Raw genomic sequence first — 16,730 nt, 5'->3', positions numbered from 1 at the left:
CCGGTATCAGCCCCAGTGGCGCACCTTGCCGGTGTCCAGGTGCACAAAATTATCGCTTCCGTAAAACCCCACGCCGCCACTGTTTTCCTGCAGAGCAGCGCGCTGCAGATTGCGCAGTGGGACGCCGGGGATGCGCAAATCGATGGCCTTGCCCTGCATGTGCAGGCTGTTGGGGGCTACTCGATGGCCGCTGGCATGCAGTTTTGCATTAGTCGCAGGCGATCGATAGCCAGAGATAATGTGAATTTCACCTCGGTGGTTGAGCCGCTGCTGTACCCGCGCGAGTAGAGCAATCAAGCCCGGGTCCATGGCGCAGGCCTGATTGGCGCGGTGATCGCGCAGCAGCCGGTTGATCGCCTGTAGACCCTCGGTCTGCCACTGGCCGTCGGCAAAAAAGGTCGCCGTACAGCGCTCGCCCGTGTGCGTGTTGAGCAGTTTGATTTGTTGTTCAGGCCAGGGGTGAGGCGCCGCTATCAGCTTGGCGGGCAGACAGCTAAGACCTAACAGGGCTAAAAATTGGCGGCGATTTGTCATGGGCACTTCCGGACGGGACGGCGGATGGGATCGCGCGCAAACTTGCCGGTTGGCGCAGCGCAGGCGAATATACCGGCGCGCCACAAAGCTGTATAGACGCCCCGCGCCGAATTTTTCAGGCTTTAGCGTTGCGCAATATCAAAGTGTGATGTTGTTCAAGTGCGCACCTGCCGGCCGCGTCAAAGCTGCGCTCGAACAGCTGTATCCGGCCGTGCGCATCGCACAATAGCAGTGTGCTGGCGCGCGTTCCGTATTGGGCAGAAACGATAAAGCGGCTCGACAACAGAGCCTCCCAGTCTTGGCCCACGCCGGTATCCGGCAGTTGGCAAGGGGCGGCCTGCCGGTGGTCCGCCAGCAATTGCCATAGTCCCCGGCGCAGTGCTGTCTCCGTCGGCTGTGCAGTCAGCAGGGCTTCCAGCGCCGCTTTGCCGCTCGCGACTTTGGGCCAGGGTGTGTCCAATTCGGCATTGCTGAGCCCGTACAGGCCGGGCTTGAGTAGCCGCACCGCTGCACCGCCGCGATTGCTGGCGTAGCAGAGCTGCCAGTGCCGCTCCCGCCAGGCGCCACAGATGAGGTTAAAACCACTGTAGGCGCAGTTATCCAAACCCTCGCAAAACGCGGCTGGTGTGAGCTCAGAGGCTATCGCCGAGGTCACTAGTTGGCCGCGACTCAGCTTGCCTGCGGCTTGATTGGGCGCGCGCACGTTGGTGAGGGCCGCCAGCCGACCCGCTCGGCTCGCCAGCAGCCAGCTGCCGCCCGCCTCTAAGTCTTTACCACCCAGCCAATCGGGGCGCTCTGGCCAAAAGCCGGCGGCGCGGGTAGCCCGCGCGTGCCACTCATCCCGATTGGCGGCGATGATTAGCGGCCACTCCGGGTGAATGCGGTGGGCGAGAAACAACAGGCACATAGTTGGCCTCAAATTCGGGATGTTGGGGTTTCGGGTCGGGGATTAACGCAGCATAATGCCCGCCTCACGTGCGATACAACCAAATGGACCCTTCATGAAATACCCAGAACTAGATCCCGTGGCCTTTTCCGTAGGCCCGGTGGAGCTTTTCGGTTACAGCCTGGGGCCGCTCAGCGTGCACTGGTATGGCCTGATGTACCTGGCCGCGTTCCTGTGTGCAGGCTGGCTGGCGAGCCGTCGAGCCCGTCGACCCGACAGCCCGGTGACCCGCGCGCAGGTGGAAGATTTGATCATGTACGGCGCCTTTGGGGTGATTTTGGGCGGTCGCTTTGGCTATGTGCTGTTTTACAATTTTGACCGTTTTCTGGAAGACCCCACCTGGCTGTTGCGTATTTGGGAGGGCGGCATGTCGTTCCACGGCGGATTGTTGGGCGTATTAGTTGCGATGTGGGTCTACGGCCGCCGCATTAATCGCAGCTTTTTTGCCATCACTGACTTTATTGCACCCATAGTGCCACTGGGCCTGGGCTTTGGCCGGCTCGGCAATTTTATTGGCCAGGAGCTGTGGGGACGTGCCACCGATGTACCCTGGGCCATGGTGTTTCCGCGCGACCCACTGGGCCTGGCTCGCCACCCCTCGCAACTGTACCAGGCGGCGCTGGAAGGGCTGGTGCTTTTTATTATTTTGTTTTGGTTCTCCGCCAAGCCGCGGCCGCGCATGGCAGTCAGTGGGCTGTTTCTCTTTTGTTACGGATGCTTCCGGTTCATCGTCGAGTTTGTGCGCGAGCCAGACAACCACATCAGCTTTGATTTGTTTGGGTGGGTCACCCGCGGACAGATACTGTCCCTACCCATGATAGTGCTGGGCTTGTTGTTTATCTGGCTGGCCTATCGTCGCGCCCGCAAGACTGCCCAATAAGGAGGCCATATTATGAAGCAATACCTCGACCTCATGCGCCACGTACGCGATAACGGCGTATTCAAGGGCGATCGCACCGGCACGGGCACGAAAAGTGTGTTTGGCTACCAGATGCGCTTTAACCTGGCCGACGGCTTTCCCCTGGTGACCACTAAAAAATGCCACCTGAAGTCCATAGTGCACGAGCTGCTGTGGTTCTTAAAAGGCGACACCAACACTGGCTACCTGAAGGCAAACGGCGTCAAAATCTGGGATGAGTGGGCCACCGAGTCGGGCGATCTAGGCCCGGTCTACGGACACCAGTGGCGCTCCTGGGCCGGCCCCAACGGCGAGTTGGTGGACCAGGTGAGCGAGCTGGTGCAGATGATTAAAACCAAGCCCAACTCGCGCCGGCTGCTTATCTCGGCCTGGAACCCTACGGCGCTGCCGGACGAGTCGCTCTCGCCACAGGAAAACGTAGCGCAGGGGCGCATGGCGCTGGCGCCCTGCCATACCTTGTTTCAGTTTTATGTGGCCAAGGGCAAGTTGTCCTGTCAGCTCTACCAGCGCAGCGCCGACATTTTTCTGGGGGTGCCCTTTAACATCGCCTCCTACGCGTTGTTAACATTAATGTTGGCGCAGGTGTGCGACCTGAAGCCCGGCGATTTTGTGCACACCTTTGGCGATGCCCACCTCTACAGCAATCACGCTGAGCAGGTCGAATTACAGCTGTCGCGCACGCCCAAGCCGCTGCCCACCATGAAGCTCAACCCCGCAGTAAAGGATATCTTTAGTTTCCGGTTTGAAGACTTTGAGTTGGAGGGCTACGACCCGGACCCTCATATTCCCGCGCCCGTGGCGATATAAGAGGTAGCTATGACCGAGATAGCACTGATCGTGGCTATGGCCGAGAACCGGATCATCGGGCGCGACAATCAGCTGCCCTGGCACCTGCCGGATGATCTGGCCTATTTCAAACGGGTGACCATGGGCAAGCCCATCATCATGGGGCGCAAAACCTTTGAGTCCATCGGTAGACCCCTGCCGGGTCGGCCCAATCTGGTTATCAGCCGTCAGCCCCAGTGGCAGGCAGCGGGTGTTACGGTCTGTAACTCTCTGCCGGCGGCCCTGGCTTTAGGGCGGCAACTGGCCGGCGACGCCGGTGTCGACGAAGCGATGGTTATTGGCGGCAGCGAGATCTACCGCCAGGCCCTGCCAGAGGCCACCAAGCTATACTTAACGCAGGTACACGCCCAAATAGAGGGTGATGCACATTTTCCACACATTGAACAGGGTGATTGGGAAAAAATAAGCGAGGACCGACGGGTCGCGGGTGGTTCCAATCCGTACAACTATTCGTTTATAGTGCTGCGTCGAACGTGATTCCTGTCGCAAATTGCCCAGGTTTCACCGCGAATCACCAAGCAGTTGTATGTTTTTTAGGCTGGTGTTACCGCTGTTGGATCTACTTTCCGAGAGTTGTTACCCATCTGTTACCGCTATGTTACCTAATGGCACAAACTGGTTTTGGATATTCGTCTAGTCGTTGAATCTTGGCGGAGGGGGTCATTACAATGCCCCCCTTAACTGTCGCCAGAGCAACGCGGATATACGTGTGTGTGGCAGTTGAACTGACGCATACAAGTTGATTGCAAAAGCACCCGAGTTGGGGGAACTATGAAGAAGCAACGATTGAAAGCGGTGGCCTTGTCCACAGTGCTTTCTGCAGGCGCACTGATTGGCAGTGTGGCCCAGGCAGACCAAACCCTGAATGCGATTCTGCAGACAGGCCAAGCTAAAACTACGGCGGCTATGCAGTCTCAGAAGCGTATCGACAAGATCGCTGAAGATACCAATGCGCTGCTGCAGGAATTCAAAACTGTGAATAAGCAGATTGAAGGCTTGCGCGTATACAACGCCCAGCAGGAAAAGCAGATTGCTAACCAGCTGGTGGTGTTGAACGATCTGGAAGAATCCATCGATCAAGTGACTGTGATGGAGCGTCAAATCCAGCCGCTGATCCTGCGTATGCTGGATGGTCTGGAGCAGTTCATCGATCTGGACGTGCCTTTCCACCTGGACGAGCGTCGCGAGCGTGTTGCTCAGCTGCGTGCTAACCAGGAGCGTGCCGATATCACCGTGGCCGAGAAATTCCGCCAGGTGCTGGAAGCTTACAAAATTGAATCCGAGTACGGTCGCAAGATCGATACTTACAAAGACACCCTGAACATCGGTGGTGTTGATCGCGAAGTTAACATTCTCCGTGTTGGCCGCATCGCGTTGATGTACCAGACTACTGACACCAAGCTGTCAGGCGCCTGGGATGCTCGTCAAAAGGCATGGGTAGAGCTGGATTCCGGCGAATACCGTTCATCAATTCTGCAGGGTATCAAGATCGCCAAGAAACAAGCGACCAACGATATCATGGGCTTACCGATTCTGGCTCCGGAGGCTAAATAATGAAGATGACCTTCGCTAAGCGCTGCTTGATTGTAGCTGCAGCCGGCTTGTTTGGTGCAAACGCTGCGTTTGCTCAAGACGACAAGGCCGCTTCACTGGACCAACTGCTGAAGATGGTTCAAAACTCAAAAATCTCCGAGTCCAAGGAACACAAACAGCGCGAAGCTGAGTTCCTGCGCGACAAGGCCAATCAGCAGTCACTGCTGAATAAGGCCAAGGCCACAAAACTGGCCGAAGAGAAACGCTCTGAAGAACTGGAGGCCAAGTATAAGGCTCAGGAAATTCAGGTAGCAGCCAAGCGCAAGCAGCTGCAAGAGCGTTTGGGCTCGCTGAAAGAACTGTTCGGTCACCTGACCTCTACTGCCGGTGACCTGCGCTCAAACGTGAACAATTCTGTTGTTTCCGCTGAGCTGGGCGACCGCACCGAGTTCCTGGACGGCCTGATCGACAAGATGAACTCAGCGACCAAGCTGCCTTCAATCGAAGAGATCGAGCGTCTGTGGTTTGAAATACAGCGCGAAACTGTGGAAGGCGGCAATGTGACCAGCTTCCAGGCTAGCGTTATCAAGCCAAATGGCGACAAGCTGAACCAAACTGTCGTGCGCATTGGTAACTACAACTTGGTTTCCGAAGGTAAGTACCTGAGCTACTCGCCGAAAGACGGCAAGATCGAAGAGCTGGTACGTCAGCCCGACTCGCACCTGAGCGGCGCTGCAGCTCTGCAGAACGCCACGAGCGGCTTCACCAAAACCGGTATTGACCCCACGGGTCCTTCAGGTGGTTCACTGCTGTCGGCGCTGATTAACACGCCGTCGCTGGAAGAGCGCTGGCACCAGGGCGGCACAGTGGGCTACATCATCTCTGCGGTCGGTGTATTTGCAGCACTCTTGGCTCTGTGGCGCTTTATTGTGCTGATGGGTATTTCCGGCAAGGTTAACGCCCAGCTGAAGTCTCAGAAAGCCAACACCAACAACCCGCTGGGTCGCGTGCTGAAAGTAGCCGAAGACAACCCAGGCCTGGACGGTGAGACGTTGGAGCTGAAACTCGAAGAGGCGGTGCTGAAAGAGCGTCCAAACATCGAGTCAGGCTTGCAGCTGTTGAAGATCATCTCCATGGTCGCCCCGCTGCTGGGTCTGCTGGGTACCGTTACCGGTATGATCGTGACCTTCCAGGCTATCACCATCTTTGGTGCCGGCGATCCGAAGGCCATGGCCGGCGGTATTTCTGGTGCTCTGGTAACCACAGTACTGGGTCTGGTAGTCGCAATTCCGACAGTTTTGATGCACACCCTGGTTAACACCAAGGCCAAGCGCGTTATCCATATTCTGGATGAGCAGAGCGCGGGTATCATTGCTGAAAACGCCGAAAAGAAGTAGGAGATAAACCATGTTGGCATTGATGGACGCGCTAGCAGCCATTAACGCCTTTATGGACTCGGGCGGCCCCATCCTTAAATGGATCGCCGTCCTGACCTTTGTCATGTGGACCCTTATTTTCGAACGGGTTTGGTATTTCAAAGGCAGTCTGAAAGGCGACGTGCAATCTGCACTTGATAGCTGGGAGGCCCGTAAAGAGCGTAAATCCTGGCATGCACATCAGGTGCGGTACGCGCTGATTTCACGCATCTCTGATAAGATCAACGGCAACATGGACATGATTGCAGCAATGGTTGCGCTCTGTCCGCTGTTGGGTTTGCTCGGTACCGTGACGGGAATGATTGAAGTGTTCAACATTCTGGCGGTAACCGGTGGTGGTGACGCCAAGTCCATGGCCAGTGGTGTTTCACAAGCCACTATCCCAACCATGGCTGGCATGGTAGCTGCGCTCTCGGGCGTATTTGCCAACACCTTCCTGACCCGTACAGCAGCCAATGAATCCCAGTTGCTGGCCGACCATCTGACGATGGATCATTAATCGCTCCGGCGAGGCCAGGCGAAGCGGTGGGTCTCTGACCCGCCGCCCGTTAACCAGTTACAACGAGAACCGTCATGAGTAAAAGACCAACCCAAGAAGAGGAAGCTGGCGCGATCGATTTGACGCCCATGCTCGACGTGGTATTTATCATGTTGATCTTCTTCATCGTGACCGCATCGTTCATTAAAGAAGCCGGTATTGAAGTTAATCGTCCGGATGCCACCACCAGTATTCTTAAAAAGAATGCCAATATTCTGGTTGCGATTAACGCCAATAACGAAATATGGATCGCCAAGCAGCAGGTAGACGAGCGCGATATTAAATCGCACATCGAGCGTTTGCATGCGGAAAACCCGAAAGGGGCGCTGGTTATTCAGGCCGATAATGATGCTCAAATCGAATTCGTCCAAAAGGTTATCGAGGCAGCGCGTGAAGTGTCTGTGCTTGATGTGTCTGTTGCCACTAACAAGTAAAGGTTGCTATGAACATCTTTAAAATTGGTGTAGCAGCGGCACTGGCAGCGGCTACCACAGCAGGTCTGATCTTTTTGATGCACTTCCTGATTCAGATGAACGTTACTGAACCCAAGGATGTGGAAGAGTTTAAGGTTGTGGACATCCACATGCCTGAGCGCGAGATCAAAACCGAGTACGACACCGAGCAGGCTGTAAAGCCTGACGATCCGCAGAATCCACCGCCAGAAATGCCGGAAATGGATTTTGACACGCCCGACTTAAATCCCAACGCCATTAACATGGGTGCGCCAAAATTGGCCGCAAACTTGAAAGTGGGCGGTATTGGTGGTTTCGCCAGCGATGGTGAGTACCTGCCAATCGTAAAAGTGCAGCCGGTATACCCGCGCCGTGCGCTACAGCGTGGTATAGAAGGCTACGTGATTGTGGAATTTGTGGTTACCAAGAACGGCTCCGTGCGCGACCCAGTGGTTATTGAAGCTGAGCCGGAAGGTGTGTTTGATCGCGCTGCGATGAAAGCCGCGCTTAAGTTCAAGTACAAGCCGCGCGTTGTTGACGGTGAGCCAATTGAAGTACCCGGTGTACGTAACAAAATCTCCTTCGCGATTGCGAAGTAACTGACGGGAGTGACTATGAACGTTAAAACAGCAGTTACCCGCATCGTCAGAAACACTCTGTTTGCGGCGCCGCTTCTACTTGCGCCGGCACTCAGCGGTGTGGTGTTGCAGGACAGTGCTCTGGCACAGCAGCTCACCACTGGCGTGGCTTTCGCACAGGATGACAAGCCAAAGAACACCCAGAAAACCCGAAAGACTCCGGCCTTGCGTGAAAACGTTTACAAAAAGCTGGCGGAAATTCAGGTATTCGCCGACGCCGGCGACTGGAATGGTGCGCTCAAAGAGCTGAACGAAGTTAAAGAAGACAGCGACAAGTGGAACGGCTATGAGCTGGCCCAGTTGTGGAACTACTACGGCTTTGTGTATTACTCGCTCGAGCGTTACAAAGATGCATTGCGCGCCTATGAGCGTGTTGTTGCCAACCCCGACGACATTCCCGAAGGTTTGGAAACGGCGACCTTGTACACCATGGCGCAGTTGTACTTCATTCAGGAAGACTATCGCAAAGCGGTAGAGATCTTGACGCGTTGGATGGCTGCATCACCCATTGTGGGTGCCGATGCCTATGTGCTGCGCGGTCAGGCTTATTATTCATTGAATGATTACAACAAAGCCTTGCCCGACATTAACTGGGCAGTTAACGACTACGAATCCAAGGGTAAAGTACCCAAGGAAAACTGGTTCGCGCTGCAGCGCGCCATCTACTACGAGAAGGGCGATAACAAAAAAGTTGTCGAGATTCTTGAGAAGCTAGTTAAACACTACCCCAAGGCCTCTTATTGGCGTCAGCTGGGCGGTATGTATGGCGCAGTTAACCGGGAAAAAGACCAGTTGCACGCGCTGGAAGCAGCCTACCTTATGGGTGCAGTGACTAACGAAAAAGAGTTGCTGAACATTGCCTATTTGTTCCTCGGTGAAGAGGTGCCCTACAAGGCTGCCAAAATCATCGACAAGGGCATTAAAGATAAGCGCATTGAGCCCACCTCCAAAAATCTGGAAACACTGGCTGCTGCCTGGCGTATGGCCCAGGAAGTTAAAAAGTCGTTACCGGAAATGGAAAAGGCCGCAGCCAAGTCTGACAACGGCGATCTCTACGCACGCTTGGCTGGCATTTACCTCGACAACGATATGCACGATAAGGCGATCGATGCCGGTGAAGTGGCCTTAAAGCGCAAAGGCATTAAGCGCGAAGATCAATTGCAAATTGTACTGGGCATGGCCCACGTCAATAAAAAGCAATACGATGCGGCCATTAAAGCCTTCAAAAAAGCAGCTGAAGATAAGCGATCTAAGAAGTTTGCAGATCAATGGATTCAGTATGCGGCTGCAGAGAAAGAGCGCGAGAGGCAGTTAAAGCTGTAATATAGCGACATAAAAAGCCGGCGAAAGCCGGTTTTTTTATGTCATTTCAAACCGCGCTTACCCTAGTTTATATAAAACATCAATACCGCAAGCGGCGTGTCGATCTAAATTGAGGTTAAACGGTTTTCGTGCGTCGCTTATTAATGTCACAAACTAAAAGTGGCATCAAAGCACGTTCCAAGGGCGTGTTTAAATAATAAAATATAATAGCGAGAAAAGTATGAACAAGCGCATCCTTACGAGAAGCATTCAAGCCATAACCGCCTTTATGATTGCGGGCTCGATCAATGTCCAGGCCCAAGGTCAGCAACCGGAAAGTCAGCAGGTAGAAAGAATAACCGAAGAAGTTATTGTTACTGCACGCCGTAAAGAAGAAACACTAATAGAAATACCCATGGCAATTTCTAGTATTTCGGCTACTGAAATTGCTGACAGAAACTACACCAATGCTACAGATATCTATCGCACGCTCGCGGGTGCAGCAATGCCGCGTGGACAGCTTATTCTGCGCGGCCTTAGCGGTGGCAACACGACTACGCCTGACACGACAACTACATTTGTAGACGATGTTCCCTATACTTTTACCAACCTATCTGATGTTGAGCGTGTAGAAGTGCTGCGTGGGCCCCAGGGTACCTTATATGGGTCAAATGCTATTGGTGGTACTGTCCGTATCATTACAAAACAGCCCGAATTAAATACCTTTGAAGTGTTTGGTTCTATGCAAGCTCGCCATGAAGTAGATGTGGATGGCAGTGATACCAATGGTACTTTGGGTGTTAATCTTCCATTGATTGAGGACAAGCTTGCGCTTCGCATCTCTGCTAACCGAGAGCATGATCAGCTCCAATTCGTAAATATGAACACCGGCGTTCAGTCGAGTATAGACCGAGGCTTTGTTCGTGCGCGAATGCTTTGGCAAATTTCTGATGAAATGGACGTGACTTTCGGCTACGCAAACATTGATTACAAAGATAAAGGCTCGGCTTTGGGAGACCGTTCAAAGCCTGGCTATTACTGGGATTATAATCTAACCGACAACGCAAGCGCGCCCTATGGCTATGATGTTGATTTTGTTCAAGTAGACTGCGATCCAAGTCTAGAACGTCCGGCTTGTCATGCGGGTTCTGCCCCGGTAGCGAAATCTGGAGTTAAAGAAAAGTATCAGATTTGGGAGAGGCTAGACCCTTGGTATGAAAGTGAAAGTAATTTGTACACACTTAATTTCAATCATGACAACATACTTGGTTTAGCGACATTAACCTATGCAGGTTCTTTCAGACAATTTGAAACCCAATCGCTAGATAATTGGTCAAGATTAGATGCAGATGACATGTTTTTAACGTGGATCATCAATGATGATTTCTACGATAAAACAACCCACGAGGTTCGACTGCAAAATCTTGATACAACGAGCCCATTAGCGTGGACCGTCGGTTTTTTCTACGATAAAGAAGAAACCACAAATGCGTTAAACAACCAAAATCAATACCATGAGTCGGGCGATATCGCTTCTGCAGTTGCAATGAATTGGTGGTGGGGCATCGATGTTACGCAACTAGGACAAGATACCTTTGGTAACCCTCAGAATAATTGGCGAAACTCAGTAATTAAGGATCTTGCGACGGAAAAAGCAACATTTGCTGACGTTGCATATACGTTCGAAATTGGTGGCTTAGGTGAGCTTGAATTAAATGCAGGCATTAGACATTTTGAATTAAAAGATGAATTTCTTGGTGAAACAGCGGGAATTTGGTCTGAAAATGTAACTTCTACAGGGGGTGAAGAGAGTGGCGAGCGTTACAAATTCAGTGCTTCTTGGCGCCCGAATAGTGAAATGTCTGTCTACGCACTCTATTCAGAAGGCTATCGTCCTGGTGGTAATAATGGCCCACTAGCTGGATCATGTCAGAGTGACCCTAATGCAAGCCAACGAAAAGACCGATACACCTCAGACTCTATCGATAACTATGAATTGGGCTTAAAAGCATCTGCTTTTGATGGGCGATTCAGTTTTGCTTCCGCAGTTTATCAAATTGATTGGACCGATATTCGTACTAGCATCTACATGCCAACCTGTGGTTTTAGCTTTATCGCTAATGCAGGTGAAGCTAGATCTAGAGGTTTTGAGTTCGAGTCTACTGCAATGCTAGCTGAGGAATTGAGTCTCACCTTTAATACATCCTACACCGATTCCAAGATCATGAAGGACAACGATGCGATTGGCGCTGAAAAGGGTGATAGCATGACAATGGTTCCAGATTGGAATGCTTATCTTGCCCTGGATAAAGGCTTCACTTTATTCAACAAGTCAATGAGTGTTCGTGGTGATATCACGTATTATGGAGAATACAAGACTCACTTCAATGTTCGTGATGAAGATGTGGTTCCAGCGTATAGCTATGTAAATCTTTCGGGCAGAATGGAGGTTTCAGAAAACCTACAGTTAAGTGCTCATCTAAATAATGTGTTTAACAAGGAAGCCGTTAAATACAAAAATGCACGTAGCCGTAGCGATAGTAACACAACGGCCCAGCAGTATATTGATTACTTAGATGGTCGTAGCTTGGCAGTTAGAATAGACTACAGTTTCTAATCGCTTGTTATGAAAAAGCCCAGGTTTGCCTGGGCTTTTTTATAGATCGTCTGTTCTCCGTAGATCAATTAAAAGGTATAGGTCACCTTACCGTAAACAAAGCGACCACGGGGGCTGTGCTGGCCGGAAACATAGCCGTAGAGATCTGAGTCACCGTCGCCGATGGCGAAGGGTACGTCCTCGTCCAGCGCATTATCGACGCCGAGGGAAAGCTGCAGATTTTCAAAACCCGAATAGCGCGCCTGCAGATTTAGCGTCATAAATGCGTCCACAGTGCGTGAGGTATTGGTGTCGTAATCGGCAGTGCCGTCGAAGTCTATATCGGGTGTATCCTCAAACTCACCGGTATAGTTAAGGCTTGCGGTAAGACCGAAATTATCGAGGTCCCAGTCGCCTGCGGCCACCCAACGGTGCTGAGGGTATTCATATTCACCGGCGAGGTCAGACTTTTTAAAACTTACGCCGTCGGAATCGAGTTCCACGCGTTCAAACTGCGCCAAATAAGAGTAGTCGAAGCGAAGATTTACCTGGCCCCCGGCCAGATTCATCCCGCCATAGCGAAGGGCCAAATCAACACCTGCGGCGTCTTGCTCACTGATGTTAATAAAGCCACTGTTAATAGATTGCAGTGCTCCAAGGCTTTCTCCGGCAAGCGGCGCAGAGCGAACACAGACAGCGCTATTTTGCACGTCGCAGAATTGGCTGTACAAATAGCCAACCGGTACTTTATCGATCTTTCCTTCTTGAGTGATATTCCAGTAATCCAAAGACAGTTGCAGATCGTCTAGGGGTTCATAGATAACACCTATGTTAAAGGACTCGGATTCTTCGGCTTCAAGGTCGGGATTACCGGAAAATACCACAGTGTAATCTGTGCTGGCACAATAGGATGCATTGATTGCACAACCGTAGCTATCGCTAAAGAAGAGTGATTCCTGCGATGGGCCCAGACCTATTTGCGCAAGTGATGGGGCCCTGAAGCCCGTACCCCAGGAGGCTCTGACTGAAAGGCCTTCCGTTATAGCCCAGCGTCCGTTTAGCATCGGATTTACGGTGGAGCCGAAATCGCTGTAACTGTCGTAACGGCCTGCCAAGGTAACATCAAAGTTATCCATTACCGGTAGTGCGACTTCGATAAAACCAGAGGTAATATCGCGGCTGGCGGCAGCGGAAACTGACTCTGTGCCAAAGATCAGGCCACGTTGAAATTGATCATCGGGAATGTCTGACGCCTTTTCTTCCCGATATTCTAGGCCGGCGGCCATGGCTGCGCTGCCACCGCCCATGGCAAATAGCTCACCACTAACCGTAACGTCCAGAGCTGTCAGCTGTGAGCCGCCTTGGCGTACTAAGCTGGTGGTAATCGCGTCTATTACGCTGTCGGGATTTGTCGCAGCGCCAAAGGGATTGTAGCGGCCAGCATCAATTTCTTGTTGCAATAGGTCGGTGCGAACCCAGCCCTGTGTTCGATCACCGGTTTGCGTGGATTCGCTGCGCGCTCGCTGAACACTGGTTTCCCAAGTCCAGCCATTTATTTCGCCCCTCAGGCCAAACACGCCGCGCAAGTTATCCGTTTCGATGTTCCATTCGCGAGCGCCGGCGTCAACGGGGCGATACCGACCGATGGCGAGTGTGGTGGCGCCAGTAAAGGGGCTGTCTGGATGGCTGACAGGCACCGTGAGTGCCGCGCTTTCATCGAGCGGTGTCGGCGCTCCGCGCGCAGACGAGTTGTTGTGCTGAACCGCGATTTCTGTAAAAAACTCTATGTCATCGGTCAGTTTCGTGTGGCCCAAAATCGACAGGCCGGTGCGTTCTGCTGCAGGTGTAAGCACGTTCCAAGGACCATAGTCATAGACGCAAGCTTGTCCGGAAATTTGATCTGCGGGACAAGCGGGGTCAACTGTTGCGACACCGTCGACAATAAAATACCCAGGATAGCCGCGCGACGACCTAAAATCTTCACCACCGTTTGGCGCTTGGTTTGCGGTGCCAAGCCGACCACGATCTTTATTCATCAGCGCGCTGTTACTGAAGTAGTCGAAGATCATGGTGAGGTTAGAGTCGTTTGCCCCATTAACACCCCAGATAGCCGAAAAGGTGCGTTCATCGTTGTCGGTGTCGGTGGTATTGCCGTAACCGGCAGATACTTCAACACCTTCGAAGTCTTTGCGCATAACAATGTTCACAACACCGGCCACGGCGTCCGAGCCGTAAATGGCGGAGGCGCCGTCCTTCAACACCTCTACACGCTCAATGGCGCCCACGGGAATTGCGTTGATGTCGACAAAGTTGGTGGTGATGCCCTCGGCGAATGCACTGATGGCAACGCGGCGCCCGTTAACCAGTACTAAAGTAGCATCCGCGCCCATGCCGCGCAGACTCACAGCAGCGGCGCCGTTGGCGGTTGAGTCTTGGTTGTTGCCCCGGGTAGAGAAAGTGCCATTGCCCGTCGACGGCGATTTTTCGAAAAGTTGTTGCAGGTTGTTGTAGCCTGATTTTTCGATGGTGTCGCGATCCAGAATTTCTACCGGCGTTGGGCTGTTGAAATCGGCGCCGCGCGCAATGCGCGAGCCAACCACGGTGACTTCTTCGATGGATTTATCGGACGATTGTGCCCAGGTGGGTGTGGCACAGGTGGCTGCCACAATGGAGGCGTACATGAGCGTGTGCGCAAAATTACTTTTGTTTCGCATAATGTTTCCCTTTGATTGTTTGCATTATTCTGGGGCCCGATAGATCGGGTGGATCATGCGTAACAATTTCTAGGGAAAATTGCGATAAGGGATGCGACGAACTGATAGAAAGTGAAACAAATGCACAGAAAAAGCCGCCGAGCTGAAAGAAATTATCGCGCGGCTGGTACTACAGTTCCGATCAGGGTTTCAGCGGAATATTAAGCGCTAAATGCACGCAAAAAGAAAACTAAAATTAAACTAGCGGAAAGGTATTTTTAAAACGTACTAGCGTAATGACCGCTAAAAAATAACCCCAAGTTACGCAGGGATATGGCGCCGCCGCTGCGGACGGCGCCATGGGGCTAGTCGAGTTTGGAGAGATCGCGCACCGCGCCTTTATCGGCGCTGGTGGCGAGTAATGCGTAGGCTTTGAGCGAGGCAGAAACTTTGCGTGGGCGAGGTTTACGCGGCTTCCAGGCGTCGGCACCGCGCGCTTCTTCCCGCGCGCGGCGCTCAGCCAGTTCGGCATCGCTCAACTTTACGTTGATGGTGCGCGCAGGAATATCAATCTGAATAATGTCGCCAGTTTCCACCAGGCCGATGGCGCCGCCGGCGGCGGCTTCAGGCGAGGCGTGGCCGATACTCAGGCCAGAGGTGCCGCCGGAAAAGCGCCCGTCGGTTAATAGTGCACACTGCTTGCCCAGGCCCTTGGATTTTAAATAGCTGGTAGGGTAGAGCATTTCCTGCATGCCCGGGCCGCCCTTTGGCCCTTCGTAGCGAATGATCACCACGTCGCCGGCTTTGACTTTGCCGTCCAAAATATCGGCTACGGCGTCTTCCTGGCTTTCCACCACATAAGCAGTGCCTTCAAACACCCAAATATCTTCATCGACACCGGAGGTTTTCACTACGCAACCGTCGACGGCAATGTTGCCAGTGAGCACCGCCAAGCCGCCCTCTTGGCTATAGGCATGTTCGACGCTGCGGATACAACCCTCGACGCGATCGCCGTCGAGGCTCGGCCAGCGAGTGCTTTGCGAAAAGGCTGTTTGTGTGGGAATGCCGGCGGGGCCCGCCATAAAAAATTTGGCCACGTCTTTGTCGCCGGTTTGGGCGATATCCCATTTGGCCAAACCTTCGGCCAGGGTGTCGCTGTGCACGGTGGGCACGCCTGTATCGAGCAGGCCGCCGCGCGCAAGCTCGCCTAAAATACCGAACACGCCACCGGCGCGGTGGACATCTTCCATGTGGTATTTAGGCGTATTGGGTGCCACCTTGCACAGCTGCGGAATTTTGCGCGACAGGGCGTCGATGTCTTTCATATCGAAATTCACGCCGCCCTCTTGCGCGGCCGCCAGCAGATGCAAAATGGTATTGGTAGAGCCACCCATGGCGATATCGAGCGCCATGGCATTATTGAAGGCGGCCAGAGACGCGATATTGCGCGGTAGCAGGTGTTCTTGCTCCTGCTCATAATAGCGCTTGGTGATGTCGACGATGCGTCGGCCGGCCTCCAGGAATAGTTGCTCGCGGTCGGCATGGGTGGCCAGCATCGAACCGTTACCGGGCAGCGAAAGGCCCAGCGCCTCCGTTAGGCAGTTCATGGAGTTGGCGGTAAACATGCCCGAGCAAGAGCCGCAGGTGGGGCAGGCGGAGCGCTCGTAGTCGGCCACTTTTTCGTCGCTGGCGGTGCTGTCGGCGGCGATTACCATAGCGTCAACCAGGTCGAGCTTGTGTTCAGATAACTTGGTTTTACCGGCTTCCATGGGGCCGCCGGACACAAAAATCGCCGGAATATTTAACCGCATGGCCGCCATCAACATGCCCGGGGTGATCTTGTCGCAGTTAGAAATACACACCAGCGCATCGGCACAGTGGGCGTTGACCATATACTCGACACTGTCGGCGATGATGTCGCGCGAGGGCAGGCTGTAGAGCATGCCGTCGTGACCCATGGCAATGCCGTCGTCTACGGCAATAGTATTGAACTCTTTGGCAACACCGCCGGCTTTCTCAATTTCCCGCGCAACCAGTTGTCCCATGTCTTTTAAGTGGACGTGACCGGGCACAAATTGCGTAAAGGAGTTAGCCACCGCAATAATGGGTTTCTGGAAATCATCGTCCTTCATGCCGGTGGCGCGCCAGAGCGCGCGAGCGCCGGCCATGTTGCGGCCGTGGGTAGAGGTTTTAGAACGATAGGCTGGCATTGCGCACTCCGGAAATTCGTACAGTTACACGTAAAAAGGTCGGCCAGCATACCAGAATCTGGCATCCTGGCCGAGCCCACTGCACCC

The 16,730-nt window shown here is 53.2% G+C and carries 14 protein-coding genes; 10 read left to right on the top strand and 4 right to left on the bottom strand.

The genetic code is table 11. The annotated features are described in order from the left end of the window. Positions 1-6: 6 nt before the first annotated feature. Positions 7-534 (bottom strand): peptidoglycan L,D-endopeptidase MepK, encoded by a 528-nt coding sequence (gene mepK, locus ACW8F6_RS10920; RefSeq protein WP_491575903.1) that lies wholly within the window; start codon positions 532-534, stop codon positions 7-9. A 115-nt stretch (positions 535-649) separates the two neighbouring features. Beyond that, entirely contained in the window at positions 650-1,441 is a 792-nt protein-coding gene (locus ACW8F6_RS10915) for an NRDE family protein (RefSeq protein WP_491575902.1), read from the bottom strand. Positions 1,442-1,535: 94 nt separating this feature from the next. Between ACW8F6_RS10915 and lgt the strand changes: the two genes are divergently transcribed. From lgt to ACW8F6_RS10865, 10 genes are all read left to right on the top strand, one after another. Next, positions 1,536-2,360, top strand: a complete 825-nt coding sequence (lgt, locus tag ACW8F6_RS10910; protein WP_491575901.1) for a prolipoprotein diacylglyceryl transferase — start codon at positions 1,536-1,538, stop codon at positions 2,358-2,360. A 12-nt stretch (positions 2,361-2,372) separates the two neighbouring features. After that, a complete protein-coding gene (locus ACW8F6_RS10905) occupies positions 2,373-3,206 on the top strand; it encodes a thymidylate synthase (RefSeq protein WP_491575900.1) in 834 nt (277 codons plus the stop codon). A 9-nt stretch (positions 3,207-3,215) separates the two neighbouring features. Further along, entirely contained in the window at positions 3,216-3,722 is a 507-nt protein-coding gene (folA, locus tag ACW8F6_RS10900) for a type 3 dihydrofolate reductase (RefSeq protein WP_491575899.1), read from the top strand. A gap of 294 nt (positions 3,723-4,016) precedes the next feature. After that, the gene (locus tag ACW8F6_RS10895) at positions 4,017-4,799 is read left to right on the top strand and encodes a DUF3450 domain-containing protein (protein WP_491575898.1); all 783 of its coding nucleotides are present in this window, start codon (positions 4,017-4,019) and stop codon (positions 4,797-4,799) included. Then, positions 4,799-6,175 carry a MotA/TolQ/ExbB proton channel family protein gene (locus tag ACW8F6_RS10890; RefSeq protein WP_491575897.1) on the top strand — a complete coding sequence of 459 codons (1,377 nt, stop codon included), beginning with the start codon at positions 4,799-4,801 and terminating at the stop codon, positions 6,173-6,175. Before ACW8F6_RS10895 ends, ACW8F6_RS10890 begins: the two co-directional genes overlap by 1 nt. A gap of 10 nt (positions 6,176-6,185) precedes the next feature. Continuing rightward, positions 6,186-6,713 (top strand): MotA/TolQ/ExbB proton channel family protein, encoded by a 528-nt coding sequence (locus tag ACW8F6_RS10885; RefSeq protein ID WP_183911470.1) that lies wholly within the window; start codon positions 6,186-6,188, stop codon positions 6,711-6,713. A 74-nt stretch (positions 6,714-6,787) separates the two neighbouring features. Next, positions 6,788-7,186, top strand: a complete 399-nt coding sequence (locus tag ACW8F6_RS10880) for an ExbD/TolR family protein (RefSeq protein ID WP_491575896.1) — start codon at positions 6,788-6,790, stop codon at positions 7,184-7,186. A gap of 8 nt (positions 7,187-7,194) precedes the next feature. Next, a complete protein-coding gene (locus ACW8F6_RS10875) occupies positions 7,195-7,803 on the top strand; it encodes an energy transducer TonB (protein WP_491575895.1) in 609 nt (202 codons plus the stop codon). 15 nt (positions 7,804-7,818) lie between these two features. After that, entirely contained in the window at positions 7,819-9,165 is a 1,347-nt protein-coding gene (locus ACW8F6_RS10870) for a tetratricopeptide repeat protein (RefSeq protein ID WP_491575894.1), read from the top strand. Positions 9,166-9,385: 220 nt separating this feature from the next. Continuing rightward, positions 9,386-11,761, top strand: coding sequence for a TonB-dependent receptor (locus tag ACW8F6_RS10865; RefSeq protein WP_491575893.1), 2,376 nt, complete (start codon positions 9,386-9,388; stop codon positions 11,759-11,761). Between the two features lie 68 nt (positions 11,762-11,829). Here the strand turns inward: ACW8F6_RS10865 and ACW8F6_RS10860 are convergent, their stop codons facing one another. Next, entirely contained in the window at positions 11,830-14,454 is a 2,625-nt protein-coding gene (locus tag ACW8F6_RS10860) for a TonB-dependent receptor (RefSeq protein ID WP_491575892.1), read from the bottom strand. Between the two features lie 344 nt (positions 14,455-14,798). Next, positions 14,799-16,643 (bottom strand): dihydroxy-acid dehydratase, encoded by a 1,845-nt coding sequence (ilvD, locus tag ACW8F6_RS10855; RefSeq protein ID WP_491575891.1) that lies wholly within the window; start codon positions 16,641-16,643, stop codon positions 14,799-14,801. Positions 16,644-16,730: the final 87 nt, after the last annotated feature.

This window comes from Simiduia sp. (assembly GCF_058345725.1).
The sequence above is the reverse complement of the archived record's forward strand: the minus strand, read 5'-3'. Positions and strand labels throughout refer to the sequence as shown.

What these genes read in the sequence shown, in the direction of transcription:
- mepK (WP_491575903.1), bottom strand. Translation starts at nt 534, where the DNA reads ATGACAAATCGCCGCCAATTTTTAGCCCTGTTAGGTCTTAGCTGTCTG.
- ACW8F6_RS10915 (WP_491575902.1), bottom strand. Translation starts at nt 1,441, where the DNA reads ATGTGCCTGTTGTTTCTCGCCCACCGCATTCACCCGGAGTGGCCGCTA.
- lgt (WP_491575901.1), top strand. Translation starts at nt 1,536, where the DNA reads ATGAAATACCCAGAACTAGATCCCGTGGCCTTTTCCGTAGGCCCGGTG.
- ACW8F6_RS10905 (WP_491575900.1), top strand. Translation starts at nt 2,373, where the DNA reads ATGAAGCAATACCTCGACCTCATGCGCCACGTACGCGATAACGGCGTA.
- folA (WP_491575899.1), top strand. Translation starts at nt 3,216, where the DNA reads ATGACCGAGATAGCACTGATCGTGGCTATGGCCGAGAACCGGATCATC.
- ACW8F6_RS10895 (WP_491575898.1), top strand. Translation starts at nt 4,017, where the DNA reads ATGAAGAAGCAACGATTGAAAGCGGTGGCCTTGTCCACAGTGCTTTCT.
- ACW8F6_RS10890 (WP_491575897.1), top strand. Translation starts at nt 4,799, where the DNA reads ATGAAGATGACCTTCGCTAAGCGCTGCTTGATTGTAGCTGCAGCCGGC.
- ACW8F6_RS10885 (WP_183911470.1), top strand. Translation starts at nt 6,186, where the DNA reads ATGTTGGCATTGATGGACGCGCTAGCAGCCATTAACGCCTTTATGGAC.
- ACW8F6_RS10880 (WP_491575896.1), top strand. Translation starts at nt 6,788, where the DNA reads ATGAGTAAAAGACCAACCCAAGAAGAGGAAGCTGGCGCGATCGATTTG.
- ACW8F6_RS10875 (WP_491575895.1), top strand. Translation starts at nt 7,195, where the DNA reads ATGAACATCTTTAAAATTGGTGTAGCAGCGGCACTGGCAGCGGCTACC.
- ACW8F6_RS10870 (WP_491575894.1), top strand. Translation starts at nt 7,819, where the DNA reads ATGAACGTTAAAACAGCAGTTACCCGCATCGTCAGAAACACTCTGTTT.
- ACW8F6_RS10865 (WP_491575893.1), top strand. Translation starts at nt 9,386, where the DNA reads ATGAACAAGCGCATCCTTACGAGAAGCATTCAAGCCATAACCGCCTTT.
- ACW8F6_RS10860 (WP_491575892.1), bottom strand. Translation starts at nt 14,454, where the DNA reads ATGCGAAACAAAAGTAATTTTGCGCACACGCTCATGTACGCCTCCATT.
- ilvD (WP_491575891.1), bottom strand. Translation starts at nt 16,643, where the DNA reads ATGCCAGCCTATCGTTCTAAAACCTCTACCCACGGCCGCAACATGGCC.